The 23287-nt window shown below is 46.4% G+C and carries 17 protein-coding genes and 6 pseudogenes; 9 read left to right on the top strand and 14 right to left on the bottom strand.

All coding sequences use genetic code 11. From position 1 onward, the window contains the following. Positions 1-70: 70 nt before the first annotated feature. On the bottom strand, positions 71-562 hold the full coding sequence (locus D368_RS14665) for an RDD family protein (RefSeq protein ID WP_007408048.1): 492 nt from the start codon (positions 560-562) through the stop codon (positions 71-73). A gap of 13 nt (positions 563-575) precedes the next feature. Next, positions 576-1582: pseudogene (gene sppA, locus D368_RS14670) on the bottom strand (signal peptide peptidase SppA). 180 nt (positions 1583-1762) lie between these two features. On the opposite strand from sppA, the gene D368_RS14675 reads away from it, so the two are divergent. Next, complete coding sequence (locus tag D368_RS14675; protein ID WP_015240378.1) at positions 1763-2569, top strand: NAD kinase; 807 nt, start codon at positions 1763-1765, stop codon at positions 2567-2569. A gap of 15 nt (positions 2570-2584) precedes the next feature. Here the strand turns inward: D368_RS14675 and D368_RS14680 are convergent, their stop codons facing one another. From D368_RS14680 to D368_RS14700, 5 genes and pseudogenes are all read right to left on the bottom strand, one after another. Then, positions 2585-4180: an amidohydrolase gene (locus tag D368_RS14680; protein ID WP_064115658.1), complete on the bottom strand. Its 1596-nt coding sequence runs from the start codon at positions 4178-4180 to the stop codon at positions 2585-2587. A 13-nt stretch (positions 4181-4193) separates the two neighbouring features. Beyond that, entirely contained in the window at positions 4194-5789 is a 1596-nt protein-coding gene (gene mbcS / locus D368_RS14685) for an acyl-CoA synthetase MbcS (RefSeq protein ID WP_128574931.1), read from the bottom strand. A 148-nt stretch (positions 5790-5937) separates the two neighbouring features. Continuing rightward, a complete protein-coding gene (locus D368_RS14690; protein WP_003152415.1) occupies positions 5938-6156 on the bottom strand; it encodes an alpha/beta-type small acid-soluble spore protein in 219 nt (72 codons plus the stop codon). Positions 6157-6236: 80 nt separating this feature from the next. Next, positions 6237-7441 (bottom strand): annotated as a pseudogene (gene thiI / locus D368_RS14695) (tRNA uracil 4-sulfurtransferase ThiI). Between the two features lie 11 nt (positions 7442-7452). After that, positions 7453-8589 carry a cysteine desulfurase family protein gene (locus D368_RS14700; RefSeq protein WP_128574932.1) on the bottom strand — a complete coding sequence of 379 codons (1137 nt, stop codon included), beginning with the start codon at positions 8587-8589 and terminating at the stop codon, positions 7453-7455. A gap of 270 nt (positions 8590-8859) precedes the next feature. On the opposite strand from D368_RS14700, the pseudogene brnQ reads away from it, so the two are divergent. After that, positions 8860-10121: pseudogene (gene brnQ / locus D368_RS14705) on the top strand (branched-chain amino acid transport system II carrier protein). A gap of 133 nt (positions 10122-10254) precedes the next feature. Here brnQ and ezrA read toward each other — a convergent pair. After that, positions 10255-11925: pseudogene (gene ezrA / locus D368_RS14710) on the bottom strand (septation ring formation regulator EzrA); the annotation flags it as partial. A gap of 195 nt (positions 11926-12120) precedes the next feature. Here ezrA and hisJ point away from each other — a divergent pair. Then, positions 12121-12932: pseudogene (gene hisJ / locus D368_RS14715) on the top strand (histidinol-phosphatase HisJ). Here hisJ and refZ read toward each other — a convergent pair. After that, positions 12922-13545 carry a forespore capture DNA-binding protein RefZ gene (gene refZ / locus D368_RS14720; RefSeq protein ID WP_007408038.1) on the bottom strand — a complete coding sequence of 208 codons (624 nt, stop codon included), beginning with the start codon at positions 13543-13545 and terminating at the stop codon, positions 12922-12924. The pseudogene hisJ and the gene refZ overlap by 11 nt on opposite strands. 125 nt (positions 13546-13670) lie before the next feature. Here refZ and D368_RS14725 point away from each other — a divergent pair, with 125 nt between their 5' ends. Continuing rightward, the gene (locus D368_RS14725; protein ID WP_101562344.1) at positions 13671-14153 is read left to right on the top strand and encodes a GAF domain-containing protein; all 483 of its coding nucleotides are present in this window, start codon (positions 13671-13673) and stop codon (positions 14151-14153) included. A gap of 35 nt (positions 14154-14188) precedes the next feature. On the opposite strand, the pseudogene D368_RS14730 reads toward D368_RS14725, so the two are convergent. After that, positions 14189-15963: pseudogene (locus tag D368_RS14730) on the bottom strand (diguanylate cyclase domain-containing protein). Between the two features lie 262 nt (positions 15964-16225). On the opposite strand from D368_RS14730, the gene rpsD reads away from it, so the two are divergent. Next, a complete protein-coding gene (gene rpsD, locus D368_RS14740; RefSeq protein WP_003152406.1) occupies positions 16226-16828 on the top strand; it encodes a 30S ribosomal protein S4 in 603 nt (200 codons plus the stop codon). 342 nt (positions 16829-17170) lie between these two features. Then, positions 17171-18541, top strand: coding sequence for an aldehyde dehydrogenase (locus D368_RS14745; protein ID WP_071391494.1), 1371 nt, complete (start codon positions 17171-17173; stop codon positions 18539-18541). A gap of 137 nt (positions 18542-18678) precedes the next feature. Here D368_RS14745 and D368_RS14750 read toward each other — a convergent pair whose 3' ends face one another. After that, on the bottom strand, positions 18679-19236 hold the full coding sequence (locus D368_RS14750) for an SMI1/KNR4 family protein (RefSeq protein ID WP_128574934.1): 558 nt from the start codon (positions 19234-19236) through the stop codon (positions 18679-18681). Between the two features lie 281 nt (positions 19237-19517). Next, positions 19518-20708, bottom strand: coding sequence for an NO-inducible flavohemoprotein (hmpA, locus tag D368_RS14760; RefSeq protein WP_128574935.1), 1191 nt, complete (start codon positions 20706-20708; stop codon positions 19518-19520). Positions 20709-20944: 236 nt separating this feature from the next. On the opposite strand from hmpA, the gene D368_RS14765 reads away from it, so the two are divergent. The 3 genes from D368_RS14765 to D368_RS20255 all read left to right on the top strand — a co-directional run bounded on the left by D368_RS14765 (position 20945) and on the right by D368_RS20255 (position 22139). Next, positions 20945-21172, top strand: coding sequence for a hypothetical protein (locus tag D368_RS14765; protein ID WP_003152402.1), 228 nt, complete (start codon positions 20945-20947; stop codon positions 21170-21172). Positions 21173-21354: 182 nt separating this feature from the next. Beyond that, positions 21355-21864, top strand: a complete 510-nt coding sequence (locus D368_RS14770) for a type 1 glutamine amidotransferase domain-containing protein (protein ID WP_063636788.1) — start codon at positions 21355-21357, stop codon at positions 21862-21864. A 146-nt stretch (positions 21865-22010) separates the two neighbouring features. Further along, positions 22011-22139: a hypothetical protein gene (locus D368_RS20255; RefSeq protein WP_255219918.1), complete on the top strand. Its 129-nt coding sequence runs from the start codon at positions 22011-22013 to the stop codon at positions 22137-22139. A gap of 15 nt (positions 22140-22154) precedes the next feature. Here D368_RS20255 and D368_RS14775 read toward each other — a convergent pair whose 3' ends face one another. Both D368_RS14775 and D368_RS20260 read right to left on the bottom strand, forming a co-directional pair. After that, a complete protein-coding gene (locus tag D368_RS14775; protein WP_029973317.1) occupies positions 22155-22907 on the bottom strand; it encodes an SGNH/GDSL hydrolase family protein in 753 nt (250 codons plus the stop codon). Positions 22908-23057: 150 nt separating this feature from the next. Next, on the bottom strand, positions 23058-23287 hold a 230-nt coding region (locus D368_RS20260; RefSeq protein ID WP_486129267.1), incomplete at its 5' end, for a hypothetical protein.

Below are 23287 nucleotides of genomic sequence, written 5' to 3' on the forward strand. Positions count from 1 at the left end.
CACTTCCTTAGCAGCATTATCGCCAAAACCAAAAAAATAAACCCGGACGTTTATTCCGGGTTTACTGCTTTTATTTGCGGTACAGCGCTTCGTGAATTACCGTTGTGTCGGCGATCAGATCATGAATGCCCTGCTTTTTGGGCGTAAACGCAATGACGATATAGAGAATCCAGATTTTATCGATATAACGCCCCACCGCTTCTCTGAAAATGACGGTGCTCCAAGTCAGCGGCTTTCCGGGCGTCAAAGAAGTGACCTTTAACCCGAAGACCATCTTGCCGAGTGTCTGATGAAACCATTTCGTCATGAACACAAAATAGGCGAGGTAGACGATCAGGGTTGTGACGGAATAAGCTGAGATTGTAAACATTCCGCTTGTTGCCGGGAGCTTCATCAGCGTGAAAATCGGTGAAACGATGAGATGGTTAAGTCCCCAGACCACCAGCCAATCAAGAAGAAACGCCCAAAACCTGATCCAAAAGCCCGCATATGCCTGCTCGGGCGCCCTCTGTTGTTCGGCTTCCTCTTCTTTGCCGTGAAAGCCTTCGTAAGTCGCGTCCATTCTTTCTTCCCCCCTACTTTGCATAGAGATACATCATCCGCGGCGAACCGGATTGCGAAATGAGTTCTTTCATATTCAGAAAATCAATTTCGCTTTTAAACATTTTCGCTGCGCTCATGGAAAAGAGCGAGCCTAATCCGAATCCTTCCTCGTATGTGATGACTGAAGCGTTTTTCATATTTTTATGGTCCTTTTTCATCGCGCTGATCGTATCATCGTAAAAACCGAGCTCATCAACGAGGCCGATTTTTTTCGCTTGTCTGCCGTCGTAAACACGGCCGTCGGCAATTTTTTCACATCCGCTTTTGACATGTGCCGGCCTTTTGAAATGACATTGACAAATCCTTCATAAGAATCGTTGACCATTGTCTGCATGATCTTTCTTTCTTCCTTCGTCATATCGCGGGTCGGGGACATGATGTCTTTATGCGCGCCGCTTTTAATGGTTTCAAACTTGATGCCGAGTTCATCGGCGAGCTTGGAATAATTGACGCTTTCCATGATGACGCCCAGTGAACCCGTGAGCGTTTCCGGTGAAGCATAGATTTTATCGGCGGCCGTTGAAATATAGTAGCCTCCCGATGCCGCCATGGAGCCCATGGATACATAAATCGGTTTCTTCGTTTCTTTCTTTAGTTCTTCCAGTTTTTTATGTATTTCCGCGCTTTCGTACACGCCTCCGCCAGGGGAATTGATTTTCAGCACAATTCCTTTGACGCTTTTGTCTTCTTTCGCACGCTCAACCTGTTTTAAAAATGATCTGTGATCATACCCGCCTGAGCTGAGCAGGCCAGCGGACCCGCCGTTATCCTCAATCGTGCCGTCCACTTCAAGCACGGCGATTTTACTGCCGGGGCTGCCCTTATCCAGCGTCACTTCCTCTGTGTCATCTGTCAGTGATGCAAAGTCAGACCCTGTATCTCCGATATTCTTCAGCACCCCGACGGTCACACTTGCAATGACTGATACGCCGAAAATGCCGAGCGCGATGACGAGCGCAATCCATCTTTTTGCATTCATTTGTTCTCCTCCTTTTCTGTCAATATTCGTACGTTTCCCCGTAAAAAAGATTCATTTTTTTCATGAAGCGCTTTCCCTTAACGGATAAACAGGGAACATGTTACACTATTGCCACAGGTATTTTAACACAATACCTGCTGGGAGAAAAACGTAAATATGACAGCAAAGGGGAATGGGGATATGACCGATCTTCGCCGCAATGTTTATTTTTTTCACAAACAAAACAACGAAACAAAAGAACAAGTCAGCTCTTTGAAGCAGCTTGCTGAATCGCACGGTTTTACAGTTGCGGCTCAACCGGAGGATGCCGGAATTATCGCCAGCATCGGCAGCGACGGCTCATTTCTGCAAGCCGTCAGAAAAACCGGATTCCGTGATGACTGCCTGTATGTCGGCATCGCTAAAAAAGGGAAAGCCCATTTGTACTGTGATTTTCACAGCGATGAGCCTGAAAAAATGGCGGCCAGCATGACCGCGGAACAGCTTGAGGTCAGAAAATACCCGCTCATTCACGTAACGGTGGACGGCAGCAATCATTTTCACTGTTTAAACGAGGTTTCCATCCGTTCAAGCATTATTAAAACGTTTGTGATGGATGTGTTAATTGATGATCTTCATTTTGAGACGTTCAGAGGAGACGGGATGATCATTTCCACCCCGACGGGCAGCACTGCCTACAATAAATCTGTTTCAGGCGCCGTTGTTGATCCTTTGATTTCCTGCATGCAGGTATCCGAACTGGCGTCGTTGAACAACAACACATACCGTACACTCGGATCTTCGTTTATTTTAAGCTCAGACCGGAAGCTGACACTGCAGGTGGTGCAAGACGGCAATGAGCATCCGATTATCGGGCTTGATAATGAAGCGCTCAGCACGCGGAATGTCAAAAAGGTTGAGATTACACTATCCGATAAAAAAATCAAAACGGTGAAACTGAAAGACAATTCTTTCTGGGAAAAAGTAAAGCGATCATTTTTATCATAAAAAAGAGGACGGGCATCACTGCCTGTCCTCTTTTTCATATACGATACGGCCGCCGACGACGGTTTTGACAGCTTCCAATTCATGAAGCTTTTTCGGGTCCGTCCTGAACGGATCACCGCTGAGTACGGTAAAGTCGGCATCATAGCCGGGGGCGATACGGCCGCGGCTATGTTCTTTATGGATGATGGCCGCGCTTCCCTCCGTGTAAAGCTGAATGGCTTCGTACACGGTCAGGCACTCTTTTTCATAATAGGCCGGACCTTCCGGGTGCTGCTTGCTCGTACGGAGCACAGCCGATTGAATGCCCAGAAGCGGATCGGCCGGCTCAATCGGGGCATCTGAACCTCCGGCGCACAGCAGCCCTTTTGACAGCAGTGTTTTCCAGGCGAAAGCCGTTTTCATCCGCTCTTCTCCGAGCCGGTCAATCACCCACGGAAAATCACTGGCCACAAAATGCGGCTGAAGATCAAGTCCGATCGGCAGCCGGGCGGCTCTTTCAATCAATCCGTCATCTAATACTTGCGCATGAATGAGCCTGTCTAGCTGTCCGGGCTTTGCCGGGTATCTTTCGATAACATCCAGCACCTTTTCAAATGCAAGGTCGCCAATCGCGTGCACGGCGATCTCCAACCCTTTCTCTCTCGCTTTATAAACAAGAGCGGCAAGGATTTCGTCATCATGCACCTGAACGCCGGAAACTGACGGATCATCATGATAAGGCTTTTTCAATAGAGCGGTTCTGCCTCCGAGCGCGCCGTCAGCAAAAATTTTCATCGCTCCGTATTCCAGATAAGGTCCGGTCGATTTATCCAGAGCGCTCCAGCTGTCGACGGCTTCGTGATGTACGAGCAGATGGGCGCGAAAAGGATAAAGGCCGCTGCCGGTTAATGACTCGTACGCGGCAACGGGAACGGACGCGTCTCCGTAGTATGCCAGGTCTTCTGAATGCCCGCCTGTCAGGCCTTTTGACCAGCAGTCCGTAATCGCCGTTTGAAGCGCGCGTTTGACATAGTGAAGTGAGACGGGCGGCAGGGCCTGTGTCACAAGCTCTTGGGCTTTATCCAGCAGAAGGCCTGTCGGACCGGTGCCGTCCCGGACGATAACCCCGCCGTTTGGTTCAGGTGTTTCGTTTGTAATTCCCGCCGCGCGCAATGCGGCCGAATTAACCGCCGCGGCGTGCCGGCATACCCGCTTCAGCAGGACGGGGCGGTCGGGAAAGAGCGGGTCAAGGTCATGCTTCGTGACGTAATCCGGCCGTTCAAACAGATTTTCATCCCAGCCTTCGCCGATCAGCCATTCGCCATCTTCCAATTCACGCTCTGCTTCTTTTGCGGCCCGCAGTATCGCTTCTTTTGACGTCAGCTGCGACAAATCGAGGCGAAGCTGTTTTTCCCCGTGTCCGATTAAATGCATATGACTGTCCGTAAACCCCGGGAACATGACAGCCCCATGTAAATCGATTTCCTCCGTATCAGGCGAACCGTATGTTCCTTGGAGCTCCCGGAAGCTGCCCGTCTGCCTGATGACGCCTTCTTCGGTATAAATGGCTTCAGTGACATGATTCTTGTCCAGCATTGTATAGATGGTGCCGCCGTGCCAAATCGCTTTCATCCCCGCTCACCCTTTATCCTGTATTATGCTTTTTATCAGCCTTCAGCCGTTCTTCACGCTGTCTCAGCTCCACACGTCTGATTTTTGCGGACGCCGTTTTCGGCAGGCTTTCGACAAACTCAATTTCTCTCGGATATTTGTAAGGCGCCGTAATCGTTTTTACGTGGTTTTGCAGTTCTTTGACAAGTTCGTCACTGCGCTTTTCATCGTCTTGTAAAACGACATAGGCTTTTACGATTGAACCTCTGATTTCATCCGGGCTCGCCACGACGGCACATTCTTTCACTTCCGGATGCTTCACAAGCGCGTCCTCTACTTCAAAAGGCCCGATTGTATATCCGGAGCTGACGATGATGTCATCATTGCGGCTCTCAAACCAAAAGTAGCCGTCCTCGTCTTTTTTCGCGCGGTCTCCTGTAAGAAAATAATCTCCGCGAATCTGCTTTTTCGTTCTTTCGGGATCTTTATAATATTCCTTGAATAAGGCCGGTGTGCTCAAATGCACGGCGATATCGCCCGTTTCGCCAGTTTCGCATATTTCGCCTTTATCGTTTATAATCTCCACTTGATTTCCAGGGGTCGGTTTGCCCATGCTTCCCGGCTTAATATCCATATCCTTCAGGACGCCGACTAACAGGGTGCTCTCCGTTTGGCCGTATCCGTCTCTCACTTTAATGCCGAAATGCTTTCGGAATACGTCAATGACTTCCCGGTTTAATGGCTCACCCGCAGAAACTGCGCTGTGAAGGGCAGAAAGATCATATTTGTCCAACTCCTCCACTTTTGCCATCAGGCGGTATTCCGTCGGGGTACAGCAGAAGACATTTACTTGATGGCGCTCCAGCAGCTCTAAATACGTCTTGGCGCTGAATCTGCCGTGATAAATGAATCCTGTCGCGCCGCTTCCCAGAACGGCGAGCAGCGGGCTCCACACCCATTTCTGCCAGCCGGGCGCCGCGGTGGCCCACACTGTATCATCTTCAGAAATATCCAGCCATGCACCGGCTGATGTTTTTAAATGGGCAAAGGCCCAGCCGTGTGTATGTACAACGCCTTTAGGCTGGCCGGTCGTGCCTGAAGTATAGGACAAAAACGCCATGTCCTCTCTTGTTGTATCAGCTGTTTGAAAACTGTTTCCGTCCGCTTCAATCGTTAAGAGGTTTTTCCAGCCGGCATCATTTTCACCGATTGACAATGTCACCAGCTGCTCGGTATTCACCTCGTCAAACGCGTTTATAAATGAAGGAAAAACGATAGCGCCTTTCACTTCGGCGTGTTTGATCCGGTATTCAAGGTCTTTGGCGCGCAGCATTTCCGAGCAAGGAATGACGACCATCCCCGCTTTTAAGATCGCTAAATAAACGGCATACGCTTCAAGCACTCTCGGAACCATGACAATCAGCTTATCGCCTTTTTCAAATCCGAGTCCTTTCAGGCGGGCTCCGATTTTATTCGTTTCTTCCATCAATTTTTCATACGACCAGACTTTCTTGCCGCCTGTTTGATCTTCCCAAATAAGCGCGTTCTTCTCTTTGGAACGGCTGAACTTTTCGATTTCATTTACAAGGTTATAGTTCTTTGGGGCGATTAAATCTTCTCGTTTTAACACGAACAACTCCTCACTTTCTTTCCCCATTATACATAAACATAGGCCATTACAATAAAAATATGCATAAATTGCTTCCCGCCTTCTATCTATACTCATGAAAAAAGAGCGGGGAATTCCCCGCTCTCTTAGCCATTATGTGAAGTTGTGATTAAAACTGCTGCTGGCTGCTTCCGCCCATGCTTTGCTGAGCAAAAGAGACAAGACGTTTTGTGATTTCTCCACCGACAGAACCGTTGGCGCGAGAAGTTGTTTCCGGTCCAAGGTTTACACCGAATTCAGAAGCGATTTCGTACTTCATTTGGTCGATAGCTTGAGCAGCGCCTGGCACTAAAAGCTGGTTGCTGTTTCCGCTGTTTGATTGTGACATGTGTATCACCTCCTTGTGAGTATAGAATGTGATAAAACACATGTCTTCATTCAAAAAAACTTTGGTAATTGTATACAGTTTTAAAACAGGCCGGCAAACTTATCGTGAGCTTCCTGCTCTGAGTAAACAGTGATGGTTTCGATGCCGGCAGCGGCCTCTGCAATCAGCGGTTCAAAATCAACGAAGCTTTCGAAGTGCTCGATTTTTTCTTTTTTCGGACGTGTTTTCGGACTTGGCGGCGTAAAGATGGTGCAGCAGTCCTCAAACGGCTGAATGCTTGTTTCATAAGTGCCGATTTCTTTTGATTTCTCGATGATTTCTGTTTTGTCCATTCCGATTAAAGGGCGCAAAACCGGTGTTGCCGTCACGGCATTGATCGCATACATGCTTTCAAGCGTCTGGCTCGCTACCTGCCCGAGGCTTTCCCCCGTAATGATCGCGAGCGCTTTTCGTTCTTCTCTGATTCTGTCCGCGATTTGCAGCATAAGACGCCGCGTCGCCGTCATCGTATAGTTTTCCGGGATTTGTTTTTGAATGAGTTCCTGCGTCTTTGTAAACGGCACGATATGAAGCGTCATACTGCCGCCGAACTTCGCGAGGCATCCCGCGAGATCCATAACTTTCTGCTTTGCCCGTTCGCTCGTATACGGCGGACTGAAGAAATGTACGGCTTCAACTGATAATCCCCGTTTCATCGCGTAAAAACCGGCGACCGGACTGTCAAAACCGCCGGAAAGCATCAGCATCGCTTTACCCGCGGAACCGACAGGAAGGCCTCCGGCGCCTTTTTCGTTACGAATGGTCAGGAATGTCGCTTCCTCCCTGATTTCAATCCGAAGCGGAATATCGGGATTTTTCACATCGACGGTTAATCCATCCGTGTTTTTCAAAATATGGCCGCCGATTTCAGCGTTCATCGCATTCGTATCTAATTCAAACTGCTTGTAAGCCCGTTTGGTCTCGACCTTAAACGTATTCCCCGGTTTATATTCGCCTTCTATCGCGGCTAAAGCCGTTTTTTTAATGTCTTCCAGCTTGCTTTCGCATTTAATTGCGAGACTGAAACTTTGAATGCCGAATATATTCTTTAATAAGGAACAAATTTCCTCCGGGTTTTCTCCATTAAGTGTAATTGACATCCGGTCCCGGTTTGAAAAGTATTTTACTTTTTTATAATCCTTTAATACCAGGCGGATATTCTGTTTTAATCTTTCAATAAAACTGCGTCTGTTTTTCCTTTTGTGGATATTTCACCAAAACGGATTAAAATATGATCGTAATTCATATGCTACCTCATCATTTTTTTAGTTTTTGAACAGCCGGCACCAGCGCGGCCATAAACGGCTCCGTGATGTCAGCCGTATGGCTGAAGTTCAGGCTGACTCTGATGCTGCTTGATGCAATCTGTTCGCCTTTATTCATTTGCAGAAGAACACGGCTCGGTTTATGCTCTCTTGCCGAACATGCCGCGGTTGTGGAGACATATATTCCTTTTTCCTCAAGCATGTGCAGCAGCACTTCCGCCTTCACGCCCGGAACGGAAAAATTAATGATATGCGGCGCGCTGTTTTCGGCGGGAGTGTTGATGACGACCCCGTCCGTCCCGCTCAGCCTTTCCATGAGCGCATTCTTGGCAGCCTCCACGGAAGAAAGCCGCTCATTCATGTCACGCGCGGAAAGATTGATCGCTTTCGCAAGGGAAACGGCGCCTGCCGTGTGTTCTGTTCCGGCCCGGACGCCTTTTTGCTGCGAGCCGCCCGTTATAAGCGGAATGAGCCGCGTTCCTTTTTTGACGATAAGCGCTCCGGTCCCTTTTAAGCCGTGAAACTTATGCCCTGAAACGGTGCAAAGGTCAATGCCCGCTTCTTCTATAGACAGAGGAACTTTATGAATGCCCTGCACATGATCAACATGAAACAGGATATTCCGGTGCTGCTTCAAAAACCAGCCGATTTCCTTTACGGGCTGAATGGAGCCGACTTCGTTATTGACATGCATGACGCTGACGATTATCGTATCCGGCCTGATAGCCGATTTGACGTCTTTCAAAGAAACGAAGCCGTTTTGATCGGCCGGAAGATATGTGACTTCAAAGCCGAACAGCTCTGTCAGCTGATCAAGCGTCTCCGTCACAGAAGGATGCTCAATCGCCGAAGCAATGATATGTCTTCCTTTACTCATGTTTGCCCAGGCCGCTCCCTTTAAAGCAGCGTTATTCGCTTCAGTCGCGCCTGATGTAAATACAATATCATAATTTTTTAAACGTAAGGTTCTTTTTATTTGCTGAGCGGCCGCTTCAAGGAGCTGCTCCGTCTCAGTTCCTAACTGGTGCAGAGACGAAGGATTGCCGAAATAACGGCTGCTCGTCTGTTTATACACTTCCAAAACCTCTTCATACGGCTCGGTCGTTGAGCTGTTGTCTAAATATATCATTTTTTTACTCCTTTTATGAAAACGGTACATCGTATGATATTTATGCTACCATAACAAAAGTAAATAGAAATTTGCAATAAATCGAGTATTGACTTCTCTGTACATTGCCATATAATAAGTAATGTTCATTTTGTTATATTATCTGACAATTAATTGACAGAATATTTCAACATAGTATTTAGGAGGATTTTTATGAAACACTCACTACCTGTCAAAGATACCGTTATTATCGGTTTCATGCTTTTCGCACTTTTTTTCGGGGCAGGAAATATGATATATCCGCCGGAGCTTGGGCAAGCGGCGGGGCATAATGTCTGGAAAGCGATGGGCGGTTTCTTACTGACCGGCGTAGGACTGCCGCTTTTAGGTATTATCGCCATCGCATTAACGGGCAAAGACGCGAAAGGACTTGCCGATAAAGCTCACCCGGTATTCGGCACTATTTTCACCGTTGTGCTTTATTTATCAATCGGGCCGCTTTTCGCGATTCCGAGAACCGGAACCGTTTCATATGAAATCGGTGCAGTTCCGTTTTTAAGCGGCATTCCGGAAAGATTATCTTTATTTGTTTTCACGTTGATCTTTTTTCTATTACGTATTATTTAGCTCTTAACCCGTCCAAAATCGTGGACAGAGTCGGAAAGATTTTGACTCCCATTAAATTCGGTATCATTTTAATCATTGTCGTAAAAGCCATCGTCACTCCGATGGGCGGGCTGGGCGCCGTACATCAGGCATATTCCGGAACGCCGGTGTTCAAAGGATTTTTGGAAGGCTATAAAACAATGGATGCGCTCGCCTCAATCGTCTTCGGCGTCGTTGTCGTCAACGCTGTTAAAAGCAGGGGCGTCACCCAGCGTAAAGCGCTCGCGGCCGCTTGTATTAAAGCGGGTCTGATTGCAGCGGCTGGTTTGACATTCATTTATTTATCTTTGGCCTATCTGGGAGCGACAAGCACGGACGCTGTCGGGCCGCTCGGCGAAGGCGCAAAGATTTTATCAGCTTCATCTGATTACCTGTTCGGTTCACTGGGAAACATCGTTCTCGGCGCCGCCATCACCGTTGCGTGTTTAACGACAAGCATCGGGCTTGTCACATCTTGCGGCGAATATTTTTCAAAATTGATTCCCGCTTTATCATACAAAATGGTGGTTACGATTGTCACGCTGTTCAGTCTGGCGATTTCAAATTTTGGACTTGCTGAGATTATTGCATTTTCAGTTCCTATTTTATCAGCCATTTACCCGCTGGCGATTGTCATTATCGTCCTTTCCTTTATTGATAAAATCTTTAAGGAAAGACGCGAAGTCTATATCGCCTGCCTGATCGGAACGGGACTGTTCAGTATCCTGGACTGTTTGAAGGCAGCAGGCATTCCGCTCGGATCATTAGATTCATTCTTAAACGCAAATCTTCCGCTTTACAGCATGGGAATCGGCTGGGTGCTTCCGGGCATTGCCGGAGCGATCATCGGCTGCATCATCACGTTTTTTATCAGCCCGCCCATCGAATTAAATAAAGCAAAATCGTAACATTCAGCGCCTGCGGTTTGATGTATATCAGCCATAGGCGCTTTTTATATTCCGTGAGAAACAAAAAAACTGCACCTCTGATTTCCATCAGGGTGCAGTTTTTGCTTGTGCGTCTATGAAGCAGATTGATCAGCTTTAATTTTTTCACGGCGCCGGGAGCTGCTTTTTCAACAGCAGCTGCCGCCATCTCATAAGCTTCATTATAGCTGTAAGCGTAAAACAGCCGTTCCGCTTCTTTCAGCTGTTCGGATAAAATATGATTCTGGCTTCGGAAGCGGTTGCCGTACTGGATGATCCGCTCAATCAGCTTCACCTGAATCACAAGTTCTTCCGCCTCTTCGCTGACTTCCGCAACCACCTTTTCAGCTTCGGTCAGATGTTTGGCGGCTTCCTCCATGTTTAACGGCAGCTCTTCCAATTGGCTGACGGTTTCTTCTATATGATGATTTGCCGTCTCGAGCTTGTCCTTGACTTGTTCAGGAATTCCCGGCACGTTGCTTTTTTGCAGCATTCGGGCCGTGTCAGAAATGGTTTTCCGAAGATGCATCAGCGTTTCCCGCGCCTGCAGTTCTTCTTTTCTGAGCGCCTGCAGATTTTCACGGTATTCGGCATGTTCTTTCTGAGCCTCTTCCATCTGCTTTTCGATGGCCTCGACTTCTTCAATCAGCAGCGAGTAAGCGACATGCTCGCCGTCAAGCTTTTCTCTCGCCTGCTCAAGGAGCCGGCCTATCGTTTCCAGCTGTTTTTCGAAAGCATGCTGTCTGCCGATTTCTCCCGCCGTCAGCTGATAGCTTTCCTTGACGAGCTCCGTTTCGGTTTTTGTGCGGTCTTTTTCTTCCTCAAGCTTCTCATACGCGATGATCAGCTCAGGCATTTTGCTTAATACGGACTGTCCGGCTTCCACTTCGCCTTCCAGCTGTTCATACATCGATTGAATGGTTTCATCAATCAGCTGAAGAATGGCGGACGCTTCGTCGACATCTAATTCTTCCAAAAGCGCGCTTTCGGCCCGTTTCAATTGATTTGTGAGTGTCTCCAGCTCTTTTTCGATTTGAATATGCTCCAATTTGTAGCCTTTTTCCGTCATTTCCCGGTAGCCGTCTTTCAGCTTGGCAATTTGGTTCGGCACGGTCTGTTTACAGTCCGCGAGCAGTTTCGGAACGTCATCTATGTATGTTTGAAGCTGATCCAGTCTGCGGTCCTGTTCAAGCAGCACTTTTCTCGCTTTGATGTAATTGCCGCTTTCCGTCTCTTCTTCGAACTTTTTTATGCCGCTCCAGATTTCGTCGAGATCCGTCTCCAGGCTGTTATAAAGCTCTCCGTAGAGATGGCTGTACGCCAGAAGGTTTTTTCGCGCTTTTGAATACCGCTCACGCACCTGTTCAATCTCTCCGCGGCTTTTTTCCTCGCTCGTCACAAGGTCGCTGATCTCACGCAGTATGCCTTCTATATTTGATTCGGCTGCAGTGAGGAGGTCGTCGATGTGGACAAGCACCTGATTCGCTTTTTTGAACCGGTATTTGTCGGCGTTCTCTTCGGCATCATAAAGGAGCTCTTCTACTTTCGGCAGATGGGCTGTGACAATTTCATCCCACTCTTCGCGCCATCTTTCAAAGAACTCTTCCGTCTCTCCGGTCATTTTCAGATGTTTGATCTTGGACATTTCTTCCACTATCGAACGGTTTAAAATTTCAATCTTCCATGACTCCAGCCGGTCAATTTCCGTATAAATTTTTTTCCTGAAAAAGTAGCCCGCCGCAAAGAGCGCGAGCAGTATAACCAATAATCCGATGACTAACTCCATAATGAGCCCCCTTGTTGTTCTCTTAATCTGTCAGGGTGTTTTATGTATTCAGAAAGATTTCAATATATGTATTGAGAAAATCTGTCGTTTTCATTGTTATTATGATACCATGTAACCAACATTTTTTGACCAGAAATCAAAAACTTTTTGCATAATTTCGGCAGGATTCTGCAATTTTTTAATGGAGTGACACAAATGGAAAAACGAGACGCTCATATCCACACGCCTTTTTGCCCTCACGGCTCGAAGGATGCGCTGAAAGAATATGTCGAAAAGGCCCTGGAAAGAGGCTTTAACTCGATCACATTTACAGAGCACGCCCCCCTTCCTCCGTCATTTCAAGATCCCGTACCGCTTCAGGACAGCGCGATGGATCTCAGACAGATGGAGGTTTATTTGGAGCGGCTTTCACAGCTGAAAAAGGAATATGATGGACAAATCAGCATTCTGACCGGGCTAGAAACTGATTTTATCACAGGGTATGAAGAGGAAACCGCGGCGTTTCTGAACACGTACGGCCCCTCACTGGATGACGGCATTTTATCCGTTCATTTTTTGAAGACCGGTCCGTCTTATATCTGCCTCGATTTTGACGAGCATGCGTTTCGGCAGCTTGCCGACCACTTCGGAAGCGTTGAAGCCGTATATGAACAATACTATGAAACTGTGTATTCTTCCATTGTAACACCTCTCGGCCCCTTTAAGCCAAAACGGGTCGGCCATATCACGCTCGTCAAAAAATTCGCACGCCTTTTCCCTTACAGCATGTCACCTCAAATAAGAGAGCTTGCGGCCCGCTGTCTTGACGCCGTGAAAGAACACGGAATGGAGCTGGATGTGAATACATCCGGGCTCAGAAAGAAGTTTGCCGGGGAAGTATACATGGAGGATTGGATGGCTGAGACGGCGAAGCAAAAAAAATCCCGCTCATATTCGGGTCGGACGCCCATCAAGCGGAAGATGTCGGCAGTTCCTATGAAACGTACAAAAGCATCATTACTTCATAAGCGCCGCATCAGGCCGTCGGAACACGCTTTCGATCCAGATCTTCACCTCTTCAAAATACCTTTTATAAAAGTACGGTTCATGAGGCTGCATATAGAGCACCTCCGTAATGTATTGAGGCTGAAGATACGGCATCATCAAGAGGGATTTCAACTGCAGAATAAAATGCGGCACGGGCAGCGTCAGCCGTCTGTGGCGTGACTGCCCTTCTTCAATCACCAGCTGGAAAATATATTTTTCTTTCATTAAGTAAGTAGACATAATTTCCCTGATAAGCACGGAATCAATCGTCACTTCCCGGTACACAAACCGCGTTAATTGACGGTTATCGTGCTGATAGGATAAAATATCGAAAATCACCCGCAGGATGCGTTCCTGCGCGTCTTCACCGTTCATACTGACGGCGGCTTTTTCCAGCGCTTCAGTATAGCCTTCGTAAAACTCGGAAACTAAATGTTCCATTAATCCGCCTTTCCCTTTAAAATAGTAGGAGATGTGCGCAACATTTACATCAGCTGACTTTGCGATTTCACGGACGGACGTGCCGGAATAACCTTTTTGGTTAAACAGCTGGACAGCGGCGTTAATAATTTTGTCTTTGGTGCTTACTTTCATACGGCTCACCCCTTTATGTGTAACAATTCAAGCAGAAAGGCGCCGTTCCTGTAAGAACTTCTCGACAAATGCCGGCAGAACGGCCGGAACTTTGTTTGATATTATAGAAAAAGTGAGGGTTTTCCATGTTTCATGTCGAAAAACAATCCGGAGATAAAGAAAAAAGTTATCAGCTTCTGCTTAAACAGCTCGAAGCTATGACAGAAGATGAAACGGATGCGATCGCAAATTACGCGAATGCATCAGCGCTTTTATACCATTCATTACATGAAGTCAACTGGGCGGGGTTTTACTTCGCTAAAGAGGGCGAGCTTGTGCTCGGACCGTTTCAAGGACTTCCTGCCTGTATGCGCATCCCGTTCGGCAGAGGCGTATGCGGCACTGCCTACTCTAACGGCGACGTGCAGCGGATTGCCGATGTGAATGCGTTCCCGGGACATATCGCCTGTGACGCGGCTTCCCAGTCAGAAATCGTTCTCCCGATCCGCGTAAACGGTGAAGTGATCGGTGTGCTGGACATTGACAGCCCCGTGAAAAACCGTTTTGATGAAACGGACGAAACCTATTTAGCAAAGTTTGTTGAAACGCTTGAAAAACGATTAGGATAAAAAAAGGAGCCCGGCCGGCAGGCCGGCTCCTTTTTTTATGTCGTCGTGCTGTTTTGATGGATGATCAGCCGGTTTTTGCCGTTCCGTTTGGCGATATAAAGCGCCTCGTCCGCTTGCTGAACGAGCATTTTCAACGGCATCGGGCCTGTCTTTGACCAGCAGGAAACGCCGCAGGAAATCGTCACGCGCGGCTCGGTGTTTTCCCGGATGGCGCGAACAAGCCTGTTAGCGATGCGTTCTCCGGATGACACGTTGATATTCGGCAGATAGACAGCCAGCTCCTCGCCCCCCCACCTCGCAGCGACATCATGCTCACGAATATGGTTTTTCATAACGGAGGCCACCTGAATCAGGATCGAATCTCCCGTTTGATGACCGTATGTATCATTAATGGTTTTGAAATTATCGATATCAACGAGGATGAATACACCCCGTTTATGAATTTTCATGCTGTATTGAATTTTCTCATCCAAATAGGTTCTTGAATACAGCTCCGTCAGCTGGTCTGTCTGAACAAGATGCTCAAGCCTGTCGCGCAGCATGGAGTTCGTGACCGCTAATGTCGCATGGTGAATGAGCGCTTGAAAAAGCTTATACATTTCAAACGTAAAAGCATATAAATCCTTTTTCAATAAAATCGCGAACCCGAAGACGGTGTCATTTTCGATCATCGGCACCGCCATCAGCGAGCCGTAGCCGTTTTCGCCGAATACAGTCTTTCCGCTGCCGATAAACACGCCCTTTTCTCCCTCGAACAGCTTTTCTTTCACAATGCTGATATAGGGGTTCGCACGTTCTGTCTTAAAAAAAGCGGTATGTCCCGGAAGCAGATTTTGCGTCTCAAAATGATCAATATGAAAAAAAGCCACTTCTTCCGCATGAAATGATTGGGTCATAATGGCGGCGAGTTCCCGCATCGTGTCAGTGAGTCTGAGGCGCTGATTCAGCTGGCGCGATGTTTCATTAATGAGCTCCAGATTCGCAATGCTTTTTTTCGATTGCTCATAGAGCTGCGCATTTTCAAATGCTTTTCCCGCTGCGCCCGCAAGCAGCAGCATTTCACTGAGAGTACTGCACGAAAGAACGGCATCCTGCAGCCCCTCCGTCTTCAGAACCCCGTAAGTCCCCTGCTGGCCTTTGATCGGCAGGTAAGCAGATGACCTGCCTTTTCTGAGCAGTCTCCCCGATAAATAAACCTTCAGGGCAGACGGGTCGGCATCTTTTCCGTCCATATGTAATTCTTTTGCGGGAAGCTGTCTGTCCGTATCCTGATCCTGCGTGATAAACAGTGAAAAGCGGAAAGACCGGAAAGCCGTACTCAAACTTGCCTGCAGTTTTTCCAAAACCTCATTTTGATCCAAAAGCGAATGGAACATTTCTGTCATTCTGTGAATTTTCCGCTGATGCTTCGTTTTGTCAAACAGCCCGCTTTGTCTCACAGATTGATTGATAAACTGAGTAACGATCTCAGGCAATGATTCCGGGATCGGCAGCCCGCCTTCCGAGCGCAGATAAAAGGATCTGCCGGACGTCTGATTCCTGATCATAAAACGGCCGTCACTCTCTTTCAGCGGAGCATAATGCGGTTCATCTTCTGTTTTTATGGTGAAACGTGTTGATTCTGCCGGTGAAAGGGTCAATGAAAGAGATGTAAAGCAGGATTCTAGAGCTGAGGCCAGCCATAACAGCGAGTCGGATAATGAGACGGATTCAGATTTCGTTAAGAAAAAGAAAGCATTTTCTGATGAAAGGCCGTCACTTCATCAATTGTTTGTTTTTCATTTTTATCACCTAAACATGTACTACTCATTTTTGTACATTATATCATAAACCTGCACTCTTCATGGAGAAATGGTTGACGGCGGCGGGGAAAAATCATATAATGTTCTTTGTGTGAAATATTGCAGCCTTTTTGTTCAGCTTCTGTGTTTGCATTTTGTTCCTTAGCTGTAAGGTGTATCGTGTAACTCTCTGCTGCTGGAGCGAGGATACATGAAAACAAAATGTGCACGGTCGGATCGAACAGACGGTTTTTATTTTCCACAAAATAAAACCAAAGGAGGAGTCACATTATGGCTCGCTATACAGGTCCATCTTGGAAACTGTCCCGCCGTTTAGGAATCTCTCTTAGCGGTACAGGTAAAGAATTAGAAAAACGCCCTTACGCACCAGGTCCCCACGGTCCGGGACAGCGTAAAAAACTATCAGAATACGGTTTGCAATTGCAAGAAAAGCAAAAACTTCGTCACATGTACGGTGTAAACGAACGTCAATTCCGCACATTGTTTGACAAAGCTGCAAAAATGACTGGTAAACACGGCGAAAACTTCATGATTCTTTTAGATGCACGTCTTGATAACGTTGTGTACAAGCTCGGTCTTGCACGCACTCGCCGTCAAGCTCGCCAATTAGTTAACCACGGTCACATTCTTGTTGACGGAAGCCGCGTTGACATTCCGTCTTACCAAGTAAAACCTGGTCAAACAATCGGTGTTCGCGAAAAATCAAGAAACCTTTCTATCATCAAAGAATCTGTAGAAGTAAACAACTTCGTTCCTGAGTACCTTACTTTCGACGCTGAAAAGCTTGAAGGTACATTCACTCGTCTTCCAGAGCGCTCTGAGCTTGCTCCGGAAATTAACGAAGCGCTTATCGTTGAGTTCTACTCCCGTTAAGTAAAACGCTCTTTAAAGAGCATTGGATTAAACCCCGGACATGTTGTCAATGACAATGTTTCCGGGGTTTTTCTTTTGGGCTGTTCCCTCTCTTTATTAAAAAAAGCCCCTGTCCGGGGCTTTTTTTTATGTGCCAACCGGCTTTTCAGCTACATGTACATTAGAAAATCCCATAATGCCTGCAACAGATAATGCCGCAAAAAGAATTCTCTTTTTCATTAAATTCCTGCCGCAAACGCAGAAATGAGTTTGTTATTTTTTCTGACACACCATAAGCATTTGACAGGCAGGAGCGATTTTTTACATAATGAATCATCATACCTTATAAAAAGGAGAGACGGAATGAACAGCATCCCCTCTATCGTCAGCAAGCACAAAGCCTATTTTGCGGCGGTGCATACGAGACCGCTAGAATCAAGGCTGAACATATTGCAAAAGCTGAAACAAGCCATCAAAACACACGAAGCCGATATAGCAGCCGCTCTCTATCAGGATCTCCACAAATCCGAACAGGAGGCGTACACGACAGAAATCGGAATTGTACTGGAGGAAATCAGTTTTGTGATGAAGCGGCTGAGAAAATGGGTCAAACCGAAACGAGTCAAAACGCCGCTGACTCACCTGGGCTCGAAAAGCATGATTATCCCTGAGCCGTATGGAACCGTTTTGGTGATTGCGCCTTGGAATTATCCCTTGCAGCTGGCGCTTTCACCCTTGATTGGAGCCATTGCGGCCGGAAACACGGTCGTTCTCAAACCGTCAGAATATACGCCTGCGGTTTCCGCTGTTCTTTCTAAACTTATCAGCAGCGTTTTTCCGAGTGACTATGTCGCTATGGCGGAGGGCGGGCCCGACGTCAGCACTGTGTTATTACAGCAGCCCTTTGACTATATTTTCTTCACAGGAAGCGTTGCCGTGGGAAAAATCGTTATGGAGGCCGCCTCCAAACAATTAATTCCCGTTACCTTGGAGCTCGGCGGCAAAAGTCCCTGCATTGTCCATAAGGATGCTGATATACAGCTTGCCGCCAAACGCATCGTCTTCGGGAAATTTACAAATGCAGGGCAAACCTGTATCGCACCGGATTATTTATTTGTCCACCAAGATATCAAAACGAAGCTCATAGAAGAAATGAAGCATGCGATCAGTGAATTTTACGGCCCCCAGCCTGAACAAAATCCGCAGTACGGCAAAATCGTCAGTGAACGCCACTATCAGCGGCTGCTCAGCTTTCTGAATGATGGCGTCCCGCTTACAGGCGGACAATTTAATCCTGATCACCACAAAATAGCGCCGACGATTCTAGATCAAGTGAAGGATGACTCTCCAGTGATGCAGGAGGAGATTTTCGGGCCGATTCTTCCGCTGTTTACATACGGCGATATCGATGAAGTCATCGAGAAAGTCCAATCACGCCCAAAACCGCTCGCTCTTTATGTCTTCACAACAAACAAAGGAATCGAGCGAACTGTTTTAGAGAATCTGTCATTTGGCGGCGGCTGTGTCAATGATACGTTAATGCACGTCGCGACACCGTATTTGCCATTCGGCGGCGTCGGAGAAAGCGGCATCGGCAGCTATCACGGATTTGACAGCTTTAACGCATTTACGCACAAAAAAAGCGTCGTCAAACAAACGAACCGCTTCGACTTCGCTTTCCGTTATCCTTCTTCCAAAAACGGGCTGCGAATGATTCGGAAAATACTTAAATAAAAAAGCGCAGAGTATCTGCGCTTTTTATAAATCCTCTATACACCAATTAATCGGTTCGTCTCCCAAATTAAACCTATTTTTAAAAGTTCAAGTCGAAGTCTAATAGTAAAAATGAACCAACCCAACTGTAGGAAAGGTTAATCCTCATCACCCTGGTGAGTCCTATAATAATTTTCAGCAGTGTAAATATTCCATTCCCAAAAACTTGATCCCTGAGATAAAATATACCTATCTAAAAATATCTCAAAATTAAGTTGCATGGGTTCATACTCAATAAATCCGCGGGACCATAAATAGTTTGGATCTGCGGAAATTTTGGTTTTGTCAATTAACAAATAACATCCGTCTAACAGATGTGCGACAGGAATAAACTGAGGCTCTAAAAAACCATTTTGCATATACTTTTCAATCTCTTCTAAATTAAGAATATGCAAACCCCCACCTACATTCTCACCGTAAATCAACAAATCAAATATTCTGGCTCCGTTATGCAATTTTAAAAAGGTTTTATAATCTTCAGGAAGTGAGACTTTTATTTTCTTCTCAAAACTCTCAATCTCCAGATCTGTTGCACCTTTAAAGAAAGTACATTCTGTTTCTAAAAGAGCTCCTTCATTCCCTAAAATTTTTAAGCGGCCTTCTTCATCAATTAATTCTTTTAGACCTTGGAGCGTTTTTTCAACAAAAACTGCCATTGAGCCACCTCTTACTATTAGAGCATTGCTATTTTATTCGCAAGAGCAGGAGCCAATGTTCCAGTTGAAGTATCAGGAAGTGAACCTTTCCATCCGGCTACCGAAGTATGTTGGAACATAAAAAACTTTGTCTTTTTAGGATAATACGACTTTGAATAGCATTTACCTGCTTGAAAATTCTATGTTATGGGAAAAACCTTTCGTAGAATAGGAAGGGACGCTTAAACATATAAAGACAGTCTGTTAAACAGACTGTCTTCTCTTGTTAAGATGTTGTTACGTCACACCATACTCAGCTGCGGTTCAAATAATTCATAGTGAATGGATTCCGGCGTTGTATTGAATTCAGAAATCAGTTTTTTCATTTCTTTAATGAACGACGGGGATCCGCACAGGTAAAAATCAGCATCTTTATCTGTCATCACTTCTTCTAACAGCTGTTTGTCAATCCGGCCTTCCCGAAAACGAATATTTTCTGAACGTTCTTGTTCGGACGGCTCGCTGTAAATAAAGACGGTGTCAACGGATGAGTGTTCTGCGGCTTCTTCAGCTTCATGCCGCAGCGCATGATACTCTCCGCTCCTTGCCGCATGGATAAAGAGAACGTTTCGCTGCGGCTGGGTTTTGGCAACCGTCTTTAACATGCTGATCATCGGGGTAATTCCGACACCGGCACTGATGAGAACCAGATTCTTTTTGGAATCAGGGTCTAATACGAAATCCCCGGCCGGAGCGCTGATCTCAATTGAATCCTTTTCGTGTAATTGGTCATGCAGATATGAAGAAACAATTCCGTCTTTTTTCACGGAAATCCGGTAATAATCCTTACCGGATACATCCGACAAACTGTACTGGCGGATATGCGTATAACCCGTGTCCGGAATGTATACTTTTACACTGATATACTGTCCCGCTTTGAATTCGGGGAGAACTTGTCCGTCTTCCGGTTGTAAATAAAACGACGTTATCTCTTTGCTTTCTTTTACCTTTTTATCAATTTTAAATGCCTTATCGTCTTTCCAGCCGCCTTTTTGCGTTTCCGCTTGTTCATACATGTCCTTCTCAATTCCGATAAAAGCATCTGCAATGACGCCGTATGCTTTTTCCCATGCCTGAATGACCTCAGGAGCAGCCCCGTCTTTTAGCACATCCTTTATCGCGATTAACAAGTACTTTCCAACAATCGGATAATGTTCGGGCTTAACACCGATACTCCGGTGCTTATGGCTGATTTGTTTGACGACGGGGACTATGTTTTCCAGCCGGTCAATATTGGCTGCGGCCGCAATCACAGCATTCGACAAGGCCGTACGCTGTGTTTTTTTCTTTTGATTCGTCTGATTAAAGATATTCAGCAGCTCAGGGTAATGCTGAAAAAGCAGGTCATAAAATCGGCCTGTGATTTCTTCACCATGCTCTTCTAAGACCGGCACTGTGCTTTTAATGATTTCAATCGTTTTTTCATCGAGCATTCTGAAATCCCCCTAAAGATGTATGCATCTCGATTGACCTGAGAAAAGAATCGTTTTTGAATTCTTTTTTATAGATTTCCCCGTTCAAAAAGGGTTAGCCATACCAATTTGAGACGGCTTCAGGAAAAACCAGAAAAACGAAATTGCAGCTGAAAAATTGTGGACTTGCCATGGTGTACTTGTCCGATGCAAAACCCTCCTTTTCAGCATTTAATAAAGTACGGGAGGTGAGATGAATGGGTAAAAAATCGAAAGTGTATTACTGTGACCCTAAGTATATTGTGACTGACAAGTATACTGACAAAGAAGTGGTTTACGTCCATCCCATCAAACACATTAACAGAGAACATATCCGTTATGTTCCCCGCCACGTTTATCAGGAAGAAACAATTCACGAAGTCATTGATCCGGGCGATCCGGGGAAATGCGGGTGTAAAAAGGATAAAAAAAGACGCAAAAAGTAATTGGTTCGATTTCTTGCCTTATCTCAAGTTAAACACGTAAGTTTCAGCAGACCTCCGTACCTTTTGGCTCCTCTTTTTCAGAGGGGTCTTTTTTTTCATGCCGTATCTTCAAGCAAATACGTTGTGAGGCGGCAATCCGCCTGATATTCTTGTCATATACAAATTCACAGGATGCATGATGTATGAGCAAAAAAATCGCAGTTCTGATGACAGATCAATTTGAGGATATTGAATATACAAGCCCGGCGGAAGCATTTAAAGAAGCGGGCCACAGTGTGGTGACAATAGATTTAGAAGCAGGGAAAGAAGTGACGGGCAAGCACGGTGAGAAAGTAAAGATCGATCAAGCGATCTCAGACGCAGACCCAAAGGAATTCGATGCGTTATTGATTCCCGGAGGCTTTTCACCGGATCTTCTGCGCGGAGATGACCGCCCGGGTGAATTCACTAAAGCATTCGTGGAAAATCAGAAACCCGTTTTCGCGATCTGCCACGGCCCGCAGCTGCTGATTGATACCGACCTTCTTAAAGGAAAAGATATCACGGGATTCCGCAGCATCCGCAAAGACTTAATCAATGCCGGCGCAAATTATAAAGATGAAGAAGTCGTCGTGAGCCATAACATCGTAACGAGCAGAACGCCTGACGATTTGGAAGCCTTTAATCGTGAATCATTGAACCTGCTGAAATAAGCGAATAAAAATGCACAGACCCGTTCAGTCTGTGCATTTTTTTATGGATTGATAAAGAAACACCAATAGTTAGACCTATTCTCTTCCCCATCCATAATAAGTAAAATAAAGAGTGGGTTTTTCAACACTCGACGGGAGGTTCACTTATGTGGATGATCATTTTGCTGCTGATCATTTTAATCGGTTTTACCGGTAATATCGTCTCGCTTTTGAGAGCGCAAAAACACGCATCTCAAAGAATAATTGAGCTTTTAGAAAAGCAAGGCCGAAAATAATCTGTTAGCGCTGTGTTACCCATAATAGTAATAATAATTCCGGCAGATTTCCTGAAATATGATTTGATGCCCTTTCTCGTTCGGATGAAGACCTTCTGACATGCACATGCTTCGGAAAGCGGGATTATACGGGTCGATGAGATCTGTATCAAACAGGTCGGCATACGGTACAGAGAGGAGTGTGCAGGCTTCTTTTTGGGCTTTCACATAGTCAGCCAGCTTCAGGCCCAGTTTATTTTTATCAGTATCACGGCGGACGATTTTTCCTTTTGATATTTTTGCTTGTCTCGTTGGGGTCACCACAATGATGCTCGCGCCTTTATTTCCGCTTCGCAGCTGCTGAATCACTTGACAGAAGCCTCCGTAAAATGTGGTGATATCCTTTTCATCTGTGCCGATGGGAATGTGGTTGCACCAATCATCATCTGTTCCCTGGACAATAATGACATCATGTCCCTTTGTTTTAAGCGCTTGCTGATAAATGTTATCGCTTCCGTTGTTGCTCATATTAACGCCGCTGACAGAGAGATTGGTTATTTCAGCGTCTGTCCGGTCTTTCAGAATGTCACCAAAGCCGTATTCCGCACGCAGCCCCCGGGCGACGCTGTCACCTAAGATCGCGATTTTTGAAGCCTTCCGCAGCCTGCTTATGCTGATGAAGTCAACGCTGATATGCCCGCTGTCCGTGATATGCAAAAGCTTGCTGCTTATGTTTTGCGAAGAGACTGTCTTTCCTTCAGAGTTATAAAAGTCCTCATTCAGCTTCATTCGGCGTCATCCCTTCCTTTTTATCCTCCGGCATCTTTTTTGACACGAAAAACGGACACGAACAAACAGCGCCATGTTGTCAGTTCAGTGTCCGCAGATGATGATACCGGATCTTTTATGCAGTTCTCTTGCCATTATAGCAGATCTCCGTTACTTGTAATAGAGTCTGCAGTCAGCATTTAAAACAGCGCTTGCGGGTACGTTTTTGATGGGACCGTCTTCTGCTGCGGGAGCGATGTGTCCGGTGATGGCTCCGTCTTCTGCTGCGGGAGCGGTGTGTCCGGTGATGGCTCCGTCTTCTGCTGCGGGAGCGGTGTGTCCGGTGATGGCTCCGTCTTCTGCTGCGGGAGCGGTGTGTCCGGTGATGACTCCGTCTTCTG

This window comes from Paenibacillus lentimorbus NRRL B-30488, assembly GCF_000411595.1.
Taxonomy (GTDB): domain Bacteria; phylum Bacillota; class Bacilli; order Bacillales; family Bacillaceae; genus Bacillus; species Bacillus velezensis.

Bases quoted from the DNA above. Each gene is read 5' to 3' on its own strand.
- D368_RS14665 (WP_007408048.1), bottom strand. From the start codon at position 562: ATGGACGCGACTTACGAAGGCTTTCACGGCAAAGAAGAGGAAGCCGAA.
- D368_RS14675 (WP_015240378.1), top strand. From the start codon at position 1,763: ATGACCGATCTTCGCCGCAATGTTTATTTTTTTCACAAACAAAACAAC.
- D368_RS14680 (WP_064115658.1), bottom strand. From the start codon at position 4,180: ATGAAAGCGATTTGGCACGGCGGCACCATCTATACAATGCTGGACAAG.
- D368_RS14690 (WP_003152415.1), bottom strand. From the start codon at position 6,156: ATGTCACAATCAAACAGCGGAAACAGCAACCAGCTTTTAGTGCCAGGC.
- D368_RS14700 (WP_128574932.1), bottom strand. From the start codon at position 8,589: ATGATATATTTAGACAACAGCTCAACGACCGAGCCGTATGAAGAGGTT.
- refZ (WP_007408038.1), bottom strand. From the start codon at position 13,545: ATGAAAGTAAGCACCAAAGACAAAATTATTAACGCCGCTGTCCAGCTG.
- D368_RS14725 (WP_101562344.1), top strand. From the start codon at position 13,671: ATGTTTCATGTCGAAAAACAATCCGGAGATAAAGAAAAAAGTTATCAG.
- rpsD (WP_003152406.1), top strand. From the start codon at position 16,226: ATGGCTCGCTATACAGGTCCATCTTGGAAACTGTCCCGCCGTTTAGGA.
- D368_RS14745 (WP_071391494.1), top strand. From the start codon at position 17,171: ATGAACAGCATCCCCTCTATCGTCAGCAAGCACAAAGCCTATTTTGCG.
- D368_RS14750 (WP_128574934.1), bottom strand. From the start codon at position 19,236: ATGGCAGTTTTTGTTGAAAAAACGCTCCAAGGTCTAAAAGAATTAATT.
- hmpA (WP_128574935.1), bottom strand. From the start codon at position 20,708: ATGCTCGATGAAAAAACGATTGAAATCATTAAAAGCACAGTGCCGGTC.
- D368_RS14765 (WP_003152402.1), top strand. From the start codon at position 20,945: ATGGGTAAAAAATCGAAAGTGTATTACTGTGACCCTAAGTATATTGTG.
- D368_RS14770 (WP_063636788.1), top strand. From the start codon at position 21,355: ATGAGCAAAAAAATCGCAGTTCTGATGACAGATCAATTTGAGGATATT.
- D368_RS20255 (WP_255219918.1), top strand. From the start codon at position 22,011: ATGTGGATGATCATTTTGCTGCTGATCATTTTAATCGGTTTTACCGGT.
- D368_RS14775 (WP_029973317.1), bottom strand. From the start codon at position 22,907: ATGAAGCTGAATGAGGACTTTTATAACTCTGAAGGAAAGACAGTCTCT.